Annotated in this window: 14 protein-coding genes; 11 read left to right on the top strand and 3 right to left on the bottom strand. The window is 41.4% G+C overall.

All coding sequences use genetic code 11. The features are described from left to right. Positions 1–210: 210 nt before the first annotated feature. The gene (locus tag CCS02_RS15435) at positions 211–1,170 is read right to left on the bottom strand and encodes a class 1 fructose-bisphosphatase (protein ID WP_100186657.1); all 960 of its coding nucleotides are present in this window, start codon (positions 1,168–1,170) and stop codon (positions 211–213) included. A 147-nt stretch (positions 1,171–1,317) separates the two neighbouring features. On the opposite strand from CCS02_RS15435, the gene CCS02_RS15430 reads away from it, so the two are divergent. Next, positions 1,318–2,286 carry a zinc transporter ZntB gene (locus CCS02_RS15430; RefSeq protein WP_157789877.1) on the top strand — a complete coding sequence of 323 codons (969 nt, stop codon included), beginning with the start codon at positions 1,318–1,320 and terminating at the stop codon, positions 2,284–2,286. A 43-nt stretch (positions 2,287–2,329) separates the two neighbouring features. Here CCS02_RS15430 and rpiA read toward each other — a convergent pair whose 3' ends face one another. Next, positions 2,330–3,001 (bottom strand): ribose-5-phosphate isomerase RpiA, encoded by a 672-nt coding sequence (gene rpiA, locus CCS02_RS15425; RefSeq protein ID WP_100637051.1) that lies wholly within the window; start codon positions 2,999–3,001, stop codon positions 2,330–2,332. A 298-nt stretch (positions 3,002–3,299) separates the two neighbouring features. On the opposite strand from rpiA, the gene ilvA reads away from it, so the two are divergent. The 9 genes from ilvA to CCS02_RS15380 all read left to right on the top strand — a co-directional run bounded on the left by ilvA (position 3,300) and on the right by CCS02_RS15380 (position 13,615). Beyond that, complete coding sequence (ilvA, locus tag CCS02_RS15420) at positions 3,300–4,805, top strand: threonine ammonia-lyase, biosynthetic (protein WP_072842449.1); 1,506 nt, start codon at positions 3,300–3,302, stop codon at positions 4,803–4,805. Positions 4,806–4,939: 134 nt separating this feature from the next. After that, positions 4,940–6,673, top strand: coding sequence for an arginine--tRNA ligase (gene argS / locus CCS02_RS15415; protein WP_100186660.1), 1,734 nt, complete (start codon positions 4,940–4,942; stop codon positions 6,671–6,673). Positions 6,674–6,786: 113 nt separating this feature from the next. Then, the gene (locus tag CCS02_RS15410; protein WP_100186661.1) at positions 6,787–7,782 is read left to right on the top strand and encodes an asparaginase; all 996 of its coding nucleotides are present in this window, start codon (positions 6,787–6,789) and stop codon (positions 7,780–7,782) included. Between the two features lie 57 nt (positions 7,783–7,839). Then, positions 7,840–8,703: a DMT family transporter gene (locus CCS02_RS15405; protein ID WP_100637050.1), complete on the top strand. Its 864-nt coding sequence runs from the start codon at positions 7,840–7,842 to the stop codon at positions 8,701–8,703. A gap of 351 nt (positions 8,704–9,054) precedes the next feature. Continuing rightward, entirely contained in the window at positions 9,055–9,816 is a 762-nt protein-coding gene (locus CCS02_RS15400) for an ETEC_3214 domain-containing protein (protein ID WP_100637049.1), read from the top strand. Beyond that, on the top strand, positions 9,816–10,763 hold the full coding sequence (locus CCS02_RS15395) for an LPP20 family lipoprotein (RefSeq protein ID WP_100637048.1): 948 nt from the start codon (positions 9,816–9,818) through the stop codon (positions 10,761–10,763). The genes CCS02_RS15400 and CCS02_RS15395 overlap by 1 nt, the downstream gene beginning before the upstream one ends. A 14-nt stretch (positions 10,764–10,777) precedes the next feature. Continuing rightward, positions 10,778–11,824, top strand: coding sequence for a hypothetical protein (locus CCS02_RS15390; protein WP_100186665.1), 1,047 nt, complete (start codon positions 10,778–10,780; stop codon positions 11,822–11,824). Positions 11,825–11,839: 15 nt separating this feature from the next. Next, positions 11,840–12,430, top strand: a complete 591-nt coding sequence (locus CCS02_RS15385; protein WP_072842457.1) for an LPP20 family lipoprotein — start codon at positions 11,840–11,842, stop codon at positions 12,428–12,430. 42 nt (positions 12,431–12,472) lie between these two features. Beyond that, entirely contained in the window at positions 12,473–13,615 is a 1,143-nt protein-coding gene (locus CCS02_RS15380) for a murein transglycosylase domain-containing protein (RefSeq protein ID WP_100637047.1), read from the top strand. 71 nt (positions 13,616–13,686) lie between these two features. Here CCS02_RS15380 and CCS02_RS22280 read toward each other — a convergent pair whose 3' ends face one another. Beyond that, positions 13,687–13,878, bottom strand: a complete 192-nt coding sequence (locus tag CCS02_RS22280; protein WP_198432057.1) for a hypothetical protein — start codon at positions 13,876–13,878, stop codon at positions 13,687–13,689. 216 nt (positions 13,879–14,094) lie between these two features. Between CCS02_RS22280 and CCS02_RS15370 the strand changes: the two genes are divergently transcribed. Then, positions 14,095–15,393 carry an HlyD family secretion protein gene (locus tag CCS02_RS15370; RefSeq protein ID WP_100186667.1) on the top strand — a complete coding sequence of 433 codons (1,299 nt, stop codon included), beginning with the start codon at positions 14,095–14,097 and terminating at the stop codon, positions 15,391–15,393. Positions 15,394–15,401: the final 8 nt, after the last annotated feature.

The following is a 15,401-nucleotide window of genomic DNA, read 5'->3' as shown; positions in this document are numbered from 1 at the left end:
AGCCTGCTTCGTAAGCTCAACGCGTCGACTCGAATAACAATGTGAATAGAATCTTGCATGAGGCTTCGGTCTTATAAGGACGCGCTACTTGGATTATTTCCGTAAAGTGTTAATCTAAGCATCGGACAATAAAAAAGGTCGCTAGGCGACCTTCTTGTTATTAACTTGTGATGTTATGCACTCAAAGCAAAATGAATTTTAACTTGAGTGTTAATAACTTAGGCACTTATCCACTTCGTTCGCAGCACCCAGTATGACGGCAACGCGTTGGTGAATAGCTTCTGGTTGAATGTCCAGAATGCGTTGAGTGTGCGTATGAGCTTTGCCACCGGCTTGTTCTAACAACATTGCCATCGGGTTGGCTTCATACATTAGACGTAGTTTGCCAGCTTTAGATGGGTCTTTGTTATCCCAAGGATAGATGAAGATACCACCGCGACAAAGTATACGGTGTACGTCACCCACCATAGCTGCTACCCAGCGCATGTTAAAGTTCTTTTCACGTGTCCCTTCTTTTCCTTTTACTAAATCATTCACATAATTTTGCATGTTAGCAGACCAGAAACGCTGATTAGACATGTTAATAGCGAACTCTTGAGTGTCCTTTGCCACTTGAACGTTTTCGTGCGTTAGTGTGAACACGTGCTTAGTAGGATCGTAGGTAAACATATTAACGCCATCGCCAGTGGTAAGAACCAACATGGTTGATGGGCCATAAAGAACATAACCTGCAGCAACTTGTTCTTTACCAGGAATCAAAAAGTCAGCTTCAGTTGCTGGTTTGTCACCTGTTTGACGATAGATTGAAAATATAGTACCAACCATAGCGTTGATATCGATGTTAGAAGAGCCGTCTAATGGATCAAAGGCAATGAGGTATTCGCCATCAGTGTTGGCTGGCACTATGTAATCTTCTTCTTCCGAAGCAATCGCTCTAACTGATGGGCAAGCAGATAGTGCTTCTTTTAGCATATCGTTAGAAATGACATCCAGTTTTTTTTGTTCTTCGCCTTGAACATTTTCATTGCCAGCCATGCCTAAAATACCTGCAAGCGAGCCTTGTTTTAGCGCATCAGAAATTGCGATGCAGGTATCAGTAGTGACCGCTAACACATCTTGTAATGTTTTCGGTGTCGCGCTGGATGCTAAAACATCAGGTAGATTTTGCATGATCTGGCATTTCCTTGTTATTTGAAGTTGCTTAAATTATGCCACTCTAGGCATTGAGTGTCAGCCAAGGTGGGAATATGAAGGCAAAATAAATAGGGAAAGCCAACGTTTTCAGATAATCTACGCAAAATGTTAAGAGGAATGAATATGTCTGTGTTTGTTGTACACAATTTAGAGCTTGATGGTCAAGGCGGCGCTACATCGTTACCTGTTTCGGAGTTACCAAAAATCTTGCCCGATCAAGGTTGTCGCTGGGTGCATTTGGATGCTCTCCAAGAAGATGGCTATGATTGGTTATCTAGTTTAGAAGGTATACCTGAGACGGCTGTAGAAGCTTTATTTGCGGAAGAAACTCGCCCTCGTACGGTAAAAATGGGTAAGGGTTTATTACTAACTCTGCGTGGGGTGAATTTAAACCCAGAGTCTAATCCTTCTGACATGGTGTCTTTACGTCTTTGGGTAACGCCTCATTTTATTGTTTCTAGTCGTCGTCGTAAGTTGTTGTCTGTACAAGATGTCGTAAAGGATCTGGCTAATAACGAGGGTCCAACAAATACAGGGGATATTGTTGCAACGCTGACAGAAACCCTGACTGGTCGCATGGCGAAAATCATTACTGGCTTAGAAGATGAGCTAGCGGATTTAGAAGAAAGTATTGGTGAAGGCATAGAAGCTGGCCAGCGAGATTCACTTGTTCAGCGCCGTCTTGAAACCATTCGCCTAAGACGCTTCTTGGTTCCACAAAAAGAAGCCATTAATAAATTGTCGCAAGAATCTGTTACGTGGATGACACCGGAGCAAACAGCACAAGTACAAGAAGCTGCCAACGATATCACTCGTTATGTCGAAGGCTTGGAGTCGTTGCGCGAGCGTTGCTTGTTGATGCAAGAAGAGTTTGCAAATTTACAAGCTGAAAAAATGAATGCTCGAATGTATGTACTTTCGATTCTGTCAGGTATTTTTATGCCGTTGGGCTTCTTAACTGGCTTGTTTGGTATCAACATTGGCGGTATGCCTGGCACTGATAGCAGTGCTGCTTTTTGGTTGTTTTGCGTAGTTTTGGTGGTGTTAGGCGGTGGGCAATTTGTGTTAATGAGAAAAAGCCGCTGGTTTTAATTTAGCGGCTTTTTTTATATCTTATGACTTAAAACACTGAAGATTATTTTTTCAGTGTTTTAACGCCATCTTTCGTGGCTAATAGCAAAATGTCCGCAGAGCGTTTTGCGAACAATCCATTCGTCACTACACCAACAATACCGTCGATGCTTTTTTCTAGCGCGATTGGATCAAGAATTTCTAAATTGTAGACATCAAGGATATGGTTGCCGTTGTCAGTAACAACGCCTTCACGATAAACCGGATCTCCGCCTAATTTTACCAATTCACGCGCTACATGGCCGCGTGCCATTGGAATGATTTCAACTGGTAGTGGGAAATCACCTAAAACTTTAACAAGTTTAGACTCATCCGCGATGCAGACGAATTCATCACTGCATGCTGCAACGATTTTCTCGCGAGTTAGTGCCGCGCCACCGCCTTTAATCAAATGCAGATTGTCATTCGATTCATCAGCACCATCGACATACACGCGAATGCTGTCAACGCTGTTCAAATCATAGACAGGAATACCATGTTTTTTTAGACGTTCTGCAGAAGCTTCAGAGCTTGCTACTGTACCGTCAAATAAGCCTTTGTGCTTGGCTAATTCATCAATGAATAGATTTGCTGTCGAGCCTGTGCCAACACCGACAATAGTATTGGCTTCTAACATAGGAAGAATGTAAGCCACCGCGGCTTCTGCAACGGCTTGTTTTAATTCGTCTTGAGTCATGGTGATGTTCACCTTCTATTATAATTTTACTAGGGGGCGGTATTATTCGGCTTATTTTTTATGATAAGCCACCTCTGATGGTGGCGATATTATAGGCGCTTCAAGATGTGATTGTTACCCCGTCTGATCAAGCTAATTATCGATTTTATGCCTTTTTGATGTGGATTTAGACGTGATCTGTCTTTGCGCCAAGAGAGGTGAAAGAGTATATTTCCTACTCGGTTTTTTTTGACTAGCAGTCAGCGTAGATGTCGTTAAGAACATCGTGTTGTCGATTTATATTCGTTTAGGAAACACTATGCCTCATACCATGATTAAAAAGATTCTACAGGCGCGCGTTTATGACGTTGCCGTAGAAACACCACTGTCTCGTGCCAATCAATTGTCGAATCGATTGGGCAACGAGATTATTTTGAAGCGAGAAGATTTGCAGCCAGTTTTCTCTTTCAAAATTCGTGGGGCATACAACAAGATTTGTCAGTTAACACCAGAAGAACGCGCTCGTGGCGTTATTGCAGCATCGGCAGGTAATCATGCGCAAGGCTTGGCTTTGGCTGCGAAAAAGCTTGGCATTCAAGCGACTATTGTGATGCCAGCGACCACGCCAGAAGTGAAAGTTAGCGCTGTACGTAATCACGGTGCAGAAGTGATCTTGTTTGGTGATGCTTTTGATGAAGCTTCCGCAAAATCTCGTGAAATCATGGAGAAAACGGGTCAAGTTTACGTTCATCCATTCGATGATTTGGATACTATTGCGGGTCAAGGTACGATCGGCATGGAAATCCTGCATCAGCACGAAGGTAACATCGACGCGATTTTCATTCCTGTTGGTGGTGGCGGTCTAATCGCTGGTGTATCGGCTTATATCAAGTACCTTCGTCCAGATATTAAAATCATCGGTGTAGAACCAGAAGATGCCGCTTGTCTAAAAATTGCCTTAGAGAAAGGCAAACCAACTCGCTTAGCGACAGTGGGTATTTTTGCCGAAGGCGTTGCCGTGGCTGAAATCGGACAAAACACCTTTGCGATTGCCAAAGACACGGTCGACGAAGTGATCACTGTTACCACCGATGAAATGTGTGCGGCGATCAAAGACATTTACGATGATACACGTGCGATTACTGAACCTGCTGGTGCGTGCGCCTTGGCTGGCTTGAAAAAATATATCGAGCGTGAAGATGCAAAAGGCCAAACACTTATCGCCATCAACAGTGGTGCGAACGTGAATTTTGATCGCTTGCGCCATGTATCTGAGCGCGCGGAATTGGGTGAAAAGCGTGAAGCTATCATTGCGGTGAAAATTCCAGAGCATCCAGGTAGCTTTAAAGATTTCTGCCAAGCCTTGGTTGGTCGTAACATCACTGAGTTTAACTACCGTTATGGTGATGATCAACAAGCGGTTATCTTTGTTGGTGTTGCACTAGGTGGTAGCCCGCATAGCCGTAAAGAGCTACTGGAAGATTTAAAAGAATATGAAATCGTTGATTTAACCGATGATGAAACCGCTAAGGTTCATGTTCGTCATATGATTGGTGGGCATTTGCGCAGCGACAAGGGTGAATTGTTGTACAGCTTTGAATTTCCTGAGCGTCCGGGTGCCTTATTGAAATTTTTGAACACTCTTGGCGGACAGTGGAATATTTCTATGTTCCATTATCGCAATCACGGTGATGCTTACGGTCGAGTCTTGGTGGGTTTACAAGCTGTTGGAGAAGAAACAGACGTAACTCAATTCTTAGATGAGCTAGGTTATCCATATCAAGACGAAAATAACAACGAAGCTTGCAAGCTGTTCTTTCGCTAAAAGCGCGAAAATCGTTTATCATTAGTGCAACTATTTTTTGAATTCAGCCCTCTGATTGGTCACAGTCAGAGGGCTGTGTGATTCTAATGTGTCGCCATTATTAGCGGCATATTTACTGTTTAAAGGTCTCCCTTGTGAATATTCAAACTCTTCTAAATCAACGCATTCAAGCGGCTATGGTTGCGGCTGGCGCGTCTGATACTGCGCAAGCGTTAGTTCGTCAATCAGCAAAAGTTCAATTTGGTGATTACCAAGCCAACGGTATTATGGGCGCGGCAAAAGCGCTAAAAATGAATCCTCGTGATTTTGCCCAAGCCACACTAGAGAAATTGGATCTGTCTGATCTTGCCGATAAGGTGGAGATCGCCGGACCAGGTTTTATTAATATTTTCTTGAAGAATGTTTGGTTGAGCAAAGAGTTGGTGCAATTGCGTACCAGCGAGCGTCTTGATGTAAACCATGTTGAGGCTCCAGAAACCGTTGTTGTCGATTACTCTGCGCCAAACCTTGCCAAAGAAATGCACGTTGGTCATTTGCGTTCTACCGTTATCGGTGACGCTGTTGTTCGCACACTTGAGTTCTTTGGTCATCACGTTGTTCGTCAAAACCACGTAGGCGATTGGGGTACGCAATTCGGTATGCTGTTGGCTTACATGGAACGCTTACGTGCGGATAACACCAAAATCAGCATGGCGCTTTCCGATCTTGAAACCTTCTATCGTGCGGCGAAAACCTGCTTTGACGAGGATGAAGCTTTCGCTGCTCGTGCTCGTGAATTGGTTGTGGCGCTGCAGTCTGGTGATGAAGAATGTTTGGCGCTTTGGGATGAGTTTATCAATATCTCTATGACTCACTGTGAAGAAACCTACAAGATGTTAGGTGTTTCTTTAGAGCGTCAGCACGTGATGCCAGAAAGTGCTTATAACGATGACTTACAGAACGTTATCAATGAGCTAAAAGATCAAGGTTTGCTGCAAGAGTCCAATGGCGCACAATGTGTTTTCATGGAAGAGTTCGCCAATAAAGAAGGCGAGATCACACCTATTATCGTCCAAAAAACCGGTGGTGGCTTCTTGTATGCTACAACGGATTTAGCGGCGGTGCGTTTCCGTCAACATACTTTGAATGCCAACCGTGTGTTGTATTTTGTGGATGCACGCCAGTCTTTGCATTTCCAACAAATTTTCACCTTGTCTCGCAAAGCGGGCTTTGTGAAACCAGAAACACAACTGGAACACATGCCGTTTGGTACAGTAATGGGCAGTGATGGTAAGCCATTCAAAACTCGTTCTGGTGGTGTTGCGAAATTGTCGTCTTTATTGGAAGAAGCCCAAGAGCGTGCTTATAAATTGGTGGCGTCGAAGAATCCAGAAATGGGCGAAGAAGAGTTGCGTAACATTGGTCGTGTGGTCGGTATTGCTTCGGTGAAATACGCTGATTTATCAAAAAATCGTACCAGTGATTACGTTTTCAACTGGGATACCATGTTGAGCTTCGAAGGCAACACAGCACCTTACTTGTTGTACGCATATTCTCGCGTAGCGAGCATCGTTAAACGCTCTGAAATTGATGTAGCTAGCTTGACCGGCGATATTTCTGTTGAAGAACCACAAGAGCGCGCTTTGGCAGTTAAGTTGTGTCAGTTTGAAGAAGCAATTCAACAGGTTGCTAACGATGGTATGCCGCATTTCTTGTGTGCTTACTTGTACGACTTAGCGGGAACCTTTATGACTTTCTACGAGGCTTGTCCTATTCTTAATGCTGAAGACGAAGTAAAACATAGTCGTTTACAATTGGCTTTGAATACTGCTTCAACCCTAAAACTTGGCTTGTCTTTGCTAGGGATTGAAACCTTAGAGCGTATGTAATTTCTCTAAGTTTCTAATGAATAAAATAAAAGGCGCTTTTCTAAAGAATAGCGCCTTTTATGTCTTAAGTGTCCCGTCCTGAAATAGGATTAACAAAGAGGAATAATCAGCAGATGAAGATTTATATTGCCTACACAGGTGGCACGATTGGGATGGTGCCTTCGGATCAAGGCTTGATACCCGATGCGGCCTTTGCTGATCATCTTACCCAACATTTAAACGAATCCGATGAACTTGCCCACGATTTTGTGATTGCAAGTTATCCAACCTTAATCGATTCCTCCAATGCGACGCCAAAAGACTGGCAAACCATCGCCCGTGATATTGAAAGCAAATGGCATGACTTCGATGCGTTTATTGTTTTGCATGGCACAGACACCATGGCTTATACCTCGGCGGCGTTGTCTTTTATGTTTGCTCACAGCGACAAACCTATTATCGTGACTGGCTCGCAAGTGCCCATGTATAAGGTGCGTACCGATGCGATGATAAATGTCATGGGCGCCATCTCCGCTTGCGAAGAACTTAACTGTGAGAAGAATAGCAGTGGCGTGTTTTTATTCTTCGCAGGGCGATTGATAGAAGGCGATCGAGCTCATAAAGCTCACACCAGTGATTGGCAAGCTTTCAGCTCGCCCAACTGCCCAGAGCGAGGCGTATTAGGTATTGATTGGCGCTGGCGATCTACGGATGTTGTGAAGCAACCAATGACTATTCAAATCCCAGAGATGGACGAAGGCGCGGTTACTATTCTGCCTGTTTTCCCAGGTTTGCAGGTCGCTCACTGGCAAGGCTTGTTGAGTGAAAATGTAAAAGGTGCTGTGTTATTAAGCTATGGTGCTGGTAATGCTCCCGATAAAGATCCTGATCTTTTAGCGCTATTAAAAGCTGCGACAGATTGTGGAGTTGTTATTGTTAATGTCAGCCAATGTGGTGCTGGAAGCGTCGCCGCGGGCGCTTATGCTGCAGGTTCTGCATTGGTAAAATCGGGCGTGATTTCTGGTAAAGATATGACGTACGAAGCCGCATTTGTGAAATTGAGCTTCTTGATCGGTTTAGGCCTTTCGAGCGAAGAAATTAGAGCCGGCTTCTTAGAGAACGAGTTTTGAAATTATTTGGGTAACGCTTAGCGAATGCCTATTGCTAAAAAAAGAAAGGGAATTTGAATGGCATTTTTATATGTACTTTTAGTGGTTATTTGGTCGACAGGCTTTATCACAGGAAAATTCATTGTCGGTCTGATTGATCCTAACGTATTCTTGAGTATCCGCTTTGTTTTAGCTGGATTACTATTTCTTACCATTGCCTTGTGGCAGCGTCGACGCTTTCCCTCATTGAAAGAGTTACCTAAACACATTGTTGCCGGCATGCTGATGAATGGTTTCTACCTTGGCTTTGCCTATGTGGCCATCGCCAAAGGCTTGCCTGCTGGCATGATGGCGTTGATTGGCGCGTTACAACCAGCTTTAGTTACCTTGCTAGCCTTCTTGTTGATCAAAGAAAAAACGTCCCTTAAAGGAATCATCGGGATGCTGGTTGGTATGGTGGGTTTGATGCTGGTAGTGAGTCCTGCATTGGAATTAGATATGAGCCATGGCGGCGTATCCTTGCTGACGTTTACCTTGGCTTGCGCAGCGATATTTGCTTTGTCTCTTGGTGTCACGTACCAGAAAATGTCGATTTCATCGTCTGATATTTTTAGTTCTATGGCAGTGCAAAACCTAGCTGCGAGTGTCGTATCTATTGGCTTTATGCTACTGCTGGGTGAAACCTTGTTCGAAGTACAGCTGGAATCTTTCTTACTCATTATCTGGGGCGTATTTATTTTATCTGGCGGCGGTGTTTTCTTGATGGTGTGGTTATTAAGAAAAGTCAGAGCGTCACAGGTTTCGACTATGTTGCTATTAGCGCCACCTTTGGCGGCAGTAGAAAGTTATTTCTTATTCAATGAATCCATGACAACCATTCAAATCATCGGTTTTGTGATTACGATTGTCGGTGTGTATTTTAGTCGAACTAAGGCCGGATAATTAACTCAAATAAAAGGTTTTTTTAATTTAATTTTTAGTTTTGTTATATGCATATTATAAAAATAATAGTGGATATTAACTGTTAGACCTATAAATATAATCATTAAAAATGATTATATTGCTGGTTTTTTTTGATCATTTTGCTTTGAGCGATGATCCTATAAGGGATTTTTATAAAATTATTGTCAGACATATATGTTAAAAATTAAAGGGCTGTATTTTTATTATTAATAAATAGACTTTAAAAATGCATAATATGTCAAGAAAACAGTCTTTTTCTCTTGCTTTGTAAATATTTATTGGTGTTTAATACGCTTTCTTTACAAAAGCCTTTGGAATTAAGTTAATCACATGGATAATGTGCCCTCAGAAAAACCACGTTTCATTAAGCGTGTTCAAAGTTTAATCTTCACAATCGCTGCTGTTATGCTTTCTATTGGTCAGTGGTCTGATACTAAGCAAATGTCTATTGAAGCTTATGAAGGTTTTATTGCTCAATTTACAGATAAAATTGAATTAGAACGCCTTAGTAAGGTGAAAGTCGGTGGAAATCTTAATTTTATCGAGCAGACATTCGGTATTGCTACTGTAATAAAATCATCACAGACAATAAAGAATTTAGAGTATCGATATTACCCTGATTCAAAATATATTTTAGCAATTGCTGCTCAAAATAATTCTATTAAAGGTTATCAAGTTATTAGCTTGGATAACTCTTTTTATCCTGTACTACCCTTTTCGGAAAAGAAATTAGGCGGTTTTGTCTATTCAGAATACTCCCCTTACTTTGATGAAATTCGTTCTGATGACGTCAATTTAACTTATTACCTCGAAAGTCATTCATTAGGACGCGCTGGGTTGTTTTTTAACCAATTTATCACCTATGTGGGCTACGGTGCGTCGTATAGTGAATCTGTGGCGAGCGGAAACGAAATCTCATTATTGAATGAAAGTATGCTTCAAAAAGGACAGGATCAATCTTCTGAAATAATCAATAAGTTGCGAGCAATGATTAAGCCAAATGTCTTTTCGATAGGTGATATTGATGCATCTACTGCAGCAGATATGCTAGTCACTCGATACGAATACGCTGCTTATTTCAAGGGCGAGTAATGAAAAATAGACTGATTCTTGTTTTTTTAACTTTGCTTTTATCCGCTTGTCAAAGTATACCGGGGCTTGAGCCTAGCATGCCTGATTGGTGGGTATCACCGCCAGAAGATAGCGCTAAGTGGCTGTATGGCTTGGGAGAAGGACCAAATCTTAATGCCGCAAATCAGCAAGCATTATCTAATATAGCCGGAAAGCTTCAGACTAAAATTAGCTCCTCTCTTTCTCGGCGTACTCAAGAAACGACAGTTTCATCATCTGATTATATTGATCGCCAGTTATCCTCTGAAATTGAAAAGGTTTCTTTAAGCCATTTTGAAACTCTTAAAACAGAAACCTTATCTCATCGGGTAATGACTTTGGTAAGAGTGGATAAAGAAGCTTTGGCCAATGATTGGTTTCGTCAGTTACAAGTTATAGAAAATGACTTAGAGAAAATATTATCTGATAAACAAAGCGGTCGTTTTACATGGTGGATGGGAGCTCGCTCTTTTACCTTTCGTGCTGCAGAAGGCGATAGGTTAGCGTCTTTAATATCTGGTTTAACTGGTGTAGACCAAGGTGCGCAATTTTCTCAGCAACTTAGTAATGCGATCTCTAAAAATAAGCCATCTGTGATTATAAAAGGTGACCAGACAGTTATTAATCGAGCCATAACAGCAGAGCTTTTATCCCAAGAATTAAGAGTCGGTGGCTGCAAAAAATGTGATCTTGTCATTAATTATGACACCAAGTTTAGTTCAAAAGTATTATTCGGCGAGAGCATAGTCAAAATGGACTTCTCTGGCACTTTAACTGATAACTCCGGTGATATTTCTTCTGATCACTGGAGCATAAGTGCATCTTCTGTGTCCGGCTTGGATGTCGGAAAAAAAGCCACTCTTTCAATGGCAGTACAGAAAATAAAGGGTGAAGGTCTTTGGAAGATCTTCGGTATGGAAACTAAATAAATAGAGTCTTAGTCATGTTCAAAAAAAATATCTTATTAGCCGCTGCACTTGTTAGCACAACTCTGCTTACTGGCTGTATTGGAGGTAATTTAAAGCCAAAAGATACTACGCCAGTTCCTGCAGAGCACGCAATAATGGCTCCCACACCGGAAGAGCTAAAAGCTCAAATGAGCGGCCATGGCTATAAAATCATTCTCTCTCCTGTAGAGTATGCTAGCAGCTACGATAAAGTATTCGCTAACGAAGTTTATGATGATATATCTCAGCGTCTTTTAAAGTCGGGTAATACCGTAGTAGATCGCACATTAGCCGCTAAATTGAAAGATGAGTTGCTAGCTGCTGAAACATCTGGGAAATTCCGTACTTCTGGTCCAGCAGTTGCTGATATTGTGATCATGACAAAGATTGCGAGTGTTAAATACGGTTCGAAGTTCAGTGAAGCGAGCTATTGGACTGATAAAAAAGGCAAAAATCATAAAACTGATGCATCGTGCTCTTTCTCTAGCAAAGCGCAACTGTATGTCCGCGCGTATAAAATTCCATCAATGGAGCTAATTAATACGTACGAATATGAAGGTTCATCTAGTTTTTCTACTGATACCAATCGATCTAATTGTCCAATTACTGAAGCTTCAGCAAATGGATTAATGGCTAACGCATTGAGTGATGCTGTTAAATCTGGTTCTGGTGAGACATTGAATGACTTGGCTCCAGAAGCTTATGTTGTTGAACGTAGAGACAATACAGATGCTTCAAAATCTCTTTTCCGTGTCACGATTGCTAAAAAGTCTGGAGCAATGAAAGGCGCTGCAGTTAAATTTTACCGTAAGAAAAGCCACATAACCCCAATTACCAATGAAGTGCGTATTGAAAAATCTTTGTTAGGTGAAGGTGAAATCATTGCTGAAGGTATCGATGCTCAAGGTGCTTATGTATACGTCGATGATAAAGAGTTGATTAATGAGTTGAAAATCGGAGACATCGCGAAACTTGATCATGGTAAATGTGACGTTGGCGAATATGAAGTTTTTGGCTCATGCGTAAAAGTGCCGAGCTTTTAAGATAGGGATACAATGATGAATTTACTAACAGTAAGTGTTTTGACTTTTTCTATTGTTGCTCTAGTTGGGTGTTCTTCTATCCAATCTACAAAGCTTAGTTATGAGGAATGTAAATATCCTGATAGCCCTAGTAATACAGCACCGAGTTGGGTTTGTAATCAACCAGTAGATGAACTTGAAGTTCAAGCTGTTGGCTACTCTAGAAAGTTATCTTCTGGACCTGGAATGATGACTGATGTTGCGACGACAGAAGCTCGCTCTCGTTTAGCGGGATATTTTTCTTCAGAAGTAAACACTCGTTTATCTAGGCTTACAACTGATAGTCAGACAGAAGAAGGTAATACAAACGCTGATATTTCTGAACGAATTCAGAAAACATTAGCAACAATGACGTTAACTAAGTCTCGTATTTATCGCACTCAAACAAGTCCAGAAGGCAATATGTATGTATTGGTTGGGCTGAATAAAGCAGCCTATGGTGAAAACATAGATGCCCTAGTTAATACCGCGTTAAATGACGATTCTCCTGAGTTATATCGCCAGTTTTTAAAGGATGAGAGTGATAAAACACTTGAACAAATCCGTAAAGAATTGAGCGGTAAGTAAAATATAAGGGGCTATTCGTAGCCCCTTTTTTTGGTGCCTAACATGAAAAAATTTTCTAAATTAGTATTATTTTGTCTGTGCTTTAGTTCCTTTTCTGCTGGAGCAAGTAGCTATGAAGAGTGGAAAGCAAGCCGTCAGGCAGGTTATAAAGACTTTAAAGAGCAATACCAAGCCCGTTACATGGCGTTTAAAAATAAGGTAACAGGTAAGTGGGGAGATAAAACAGAACTCTCCGGACAGCACCAGTATGTTGTTTACAGTGATGATCTTGAGCAGCGAACTGTCTTGGATTACGAAAACAATGAAATCATTGTTGAGTCACTTGGTGATGAGTCTCCAAATGTTGAGAAAGCATTACTAGCGCTACAAAATACCTCGGTTAATCAAGCGTTAGCAAATGACCCAGTTTTGTCTCAAGTAAAAATTACTCAAGCATCCAGCTCTTTGCTAGACAGCATAAGTGATAATAGTTCACTTGATAGTCTTACGAAAAATGAAACCAAAGAAACAGATGTCGCTATTATTTCTCCTATATCCAATCCAATAGAAAAGAGCAAGACTAAGTCAGAATTTCAAGAAAGTGCCACAAGCAAACGTATAAATCGAGTGCGCATTGGTTTGCCTGAGAATGTTTTTTTTAAACGGGCATCACCATATATTCCCTCTGCAGTTACGATGAGTGAAAAATACGATGTAGATAAAAACCTTATTCTGGCTATTGCACAGACAGAATCTAGTTTTAATCCACTTGCTCAGTCTCCTATCCCTGCATTTGGTTTAATGCAAATAGTACCGAGTTCTGCGGGGCTTGATGTGAACCAAGCGCTTAATAATAAAGACCTTAGTCCAGAAGCTTCCTTGCTATTTCAACCTAAGGACAATATAGGCTTTGGGGCGGGTTATCTTCATTTACTTGATACTCGATATCTTAAAGATATTAAAGATGAGAAAAGTCGATTGTATTGTATTATCGCGGCTTACAATACAGGAGCAGGAAACGTTGCGAGTGTGTTTCATCCACAGCGTCGTAAGGTAATGAATCCTGCCATCGATGTAATTAATACTTTGTCATCAGATGAGGTTTACCAACGTCTAGTAATCGATTTACCTTACAACGAAACTAGGGTATATCTGAAAAAGGTAACAAAAGCATTAGCGCAGTATCAGGTTGCGGATCAAAGCTAACGTTTAATGATTTGCTCGTTAACGTTATGAAGTTGACGAGCAAATCATGTTTTATTTGATAATTATTTTAACTAATCTTCAGCACGATCAATCAAGGTGCCGAAGCGTTCCATTTCATCGACGAAGTTGTCTAGTTCTTTGCCCCAAGACCATTGAGCGCGAAGTCGGCGAGCCAAGGCGGCTGCAGATAAGTCGCCAATGTGATCTGCGAGCAATCCTTCCCAATCAAACTCAAAGTTTCTTATGACTTTATTCTTTGTCATTAAGGTTTGAGCATTGCCCTGAAAGAGCAAGCTGCAACTAAAGAAATTATCGCCTTTTAACCATTTTCAATACGCGTTGCTTGATTCTTGTACAAGCGTGCCTAACGTCAGCTCTATCAGATCTATACGGCCACCTTAAATGGTAATGGGTTCTATTATCATTTTATTTATGTAAGACTATCGCAATTGATAGGATGTCATTAGTAAATAGTATTTATGGATAAAACAAATAATCAATCAACCCCTTCTCTATTCAGGCAAGAAGTACTGAATGAAAAGCATCGCTCTCATATGGGGCAAGTGCTTATTCATCAGCCTGCCAACTACATCTGGATCGCATTCGTCGCTCTATTGCTAGTGATTCTAGTCATAGCGTTTACGTTATTTGGTACTCACACTCAGAAAGCGAGTGCTCCCGGTATTTTAGTCCCGAATTATGGAGTGCTTAGAGTCCTTGCACCAATACAGGGGCAGGTATTAGCTGTGAAGGTTCAAGAAAATCAGCAGGTTAAGGTTGGCGACCCCTTATTTACAGTATCTGATGAACGCTTTTCTAGTGTTGGTGAATTACAAAACCTTTTAGCGGAAACGTTGGCACTACGAGAGTCTTTAATACAACAAGACAAAGAGCAGGCCAAAGCCAGGTTTGCTCGCCAGAAAAAAATACTCGCTCTTCGGCTTTCTTCGATGAGATTGGAAAAATCGCAGTTTGAAGCTGAGATTGATTTACTAGAGCGAAGGGTGATGTTAGCTGAAAAGAGTTTCAGCCGTTTACGAGTATTACATGATCAAGGGCATGTTGCGGATTTCGAACTACAAAATGCAGAGGCGGAGCTGCTGGTATTAGCTAGCCAGAAACAAACCCTTATACGAAATCAAGGCAAGCTAGAAAATGATCGCTTGGTTCTAATGGCTGAACTGCAAGATCAAGAAGAGCAATATCAACGTCAGATTACCGATGCTGATCAAAGGCTAGCTTTATTGCAGCAGGACATTGCTGAAAACGATGTGCGATCAAAGCAAATTATACCAGCACCTTTTAGTGGAAGCATTACCGGCTTAAATATCCAAGTTGGTCAGCAAGTCGCGATTAATACGTTAATGACAAGTTTGGTACCTCAAAACAGCCAGCTGCAAGCCCATTTATATATCACTCCTAGCCAAGTCGGATTTATTGAACTTAATCAAAATGTTTCGCTGCGTTATGCGGCGTACCCATATCAGAAATTTGGAATAGCACAAGGCCGTATTATGAATATTGCCAGTAGTCCATATTCACTCCAAGAGCTGCCCACTCACATTGCTAGCATTCTACAGAATAATGGAATTTCTCAGGATCAAGGGCAGAACTTTTATAAAGTAACTGTGGCGATAAACTCCCAATACATAAAAATTCATGGCAACTCTCAGTCATTACTCCCTGGGATGCAACTTGAAGCCGATATTAAACAGGACACACGAAGAATCTATGAATGGATACTCGATCCTATTTATTCAGTAGTAAGAAAAATTTGAATGTATCA

This window comes from Marinomonas sp. ef1 (genome assembly GCF_002806845.1).
GTDB lineage: Bacteria > Pseudomonadota > Gammaproteobacteria > Pseudomonadales > Marinomonadaceae > Marinomonas > Marinomonas polaris.
This window is presented reverse-complemented; position numbering and strand designations above follow the sequence as displayed.

Bases quoted from the DNA above. Each gene is read 5' to 3' on its own strand.
- CCS02_RS15395 (WP_100637048.1), top strand. From the start codon at position 9,816: ATGAAAAATAGACTGATTCTTGTTTTTTTAACTTTGCTTTTATCCGCT.
- CCS02_RS15410 (WP_100186661.1), top strand. From the start codon at position 6,787: ATGAAGATTTATATTGCCTACACAGGTGGCACGATTGGGATGGTGCCT.
- CCS02_RS15390 (WP_100186665.1), top strand. From the start codon at position 10,778: ATGTTCAAAAAAAATATCTTATTAGCCGCTGCACTTGTTAGCACAACT.
- CCS02_RS15405 (WP_100637050.1), top strand. From the start codon at position 7,840: ATGGCATTTTTATATGTACTTTTAGTGGTTATTTGGTCGACAGGCTTT.
- CCS02_RS15385 (WP_072842457.1), top strand. From the start codon at position 11,840: ATGAATTTACTAACAGTAAGTGTTTTGACTTTTTCTATTGTTGCTCTA.
- ilvA (WP_072842449.1), top strand. From the start codon at position 3,300: ATGCCTCATACCATGATTAAAAAGATTCTACAGGCGCGCGTTTATGAC.
- CCS02_RS15400 (WP_100637049.1), top strand. From the start codon at position 9,055: ATGGATAATGTGCCCTCAGAAAAACCACGTTTCATTAAGCGTGTTCAA.
- CCS02_RS15435 (WP_100186657.1), bottom strand. From the start codon at position 1,170: ATGCAAAATCTACCTGATGTTTTAGCATCCAGCGCGACACCGAAAACA.
- rpiA (WP_100637051.1), bottom strand. From the start codon at position 3,001: ATGACTCAAGACGAATTAAAACAAGCCGTTGCAGAAGCCGCGGTGGCT.
- CCS02_RS15370 (WP_100186667.1), top strand. From the start codon at position 14,095: ATGGATAAAACAAATAATCAATCAACCCCTTCTCTATTCAGGCAAGAA.
- CCS02_RS15430 (WP_157789877.1), top strand. From the start codon at position 1,318: ATGTCTGTGTTTGTTGTACACAATTTAGAGCTTGATGGTCAAGGCGGC.
- CCS02_RS22280 (WP_198432057.1), bottom strand. From the start codon at position 13,878: ATGACAAAGAATAAAGTCATAAGAAACTTTGAGTTTGATTGGGAAGGA.
- CCS02_RS15380 (WP_100637047.1), top strand. From the start codon at position 12,473: ATGAAAAAATTTTCTAAATTAGTATTATTTTGTCTGTGCTTTAGTTCC.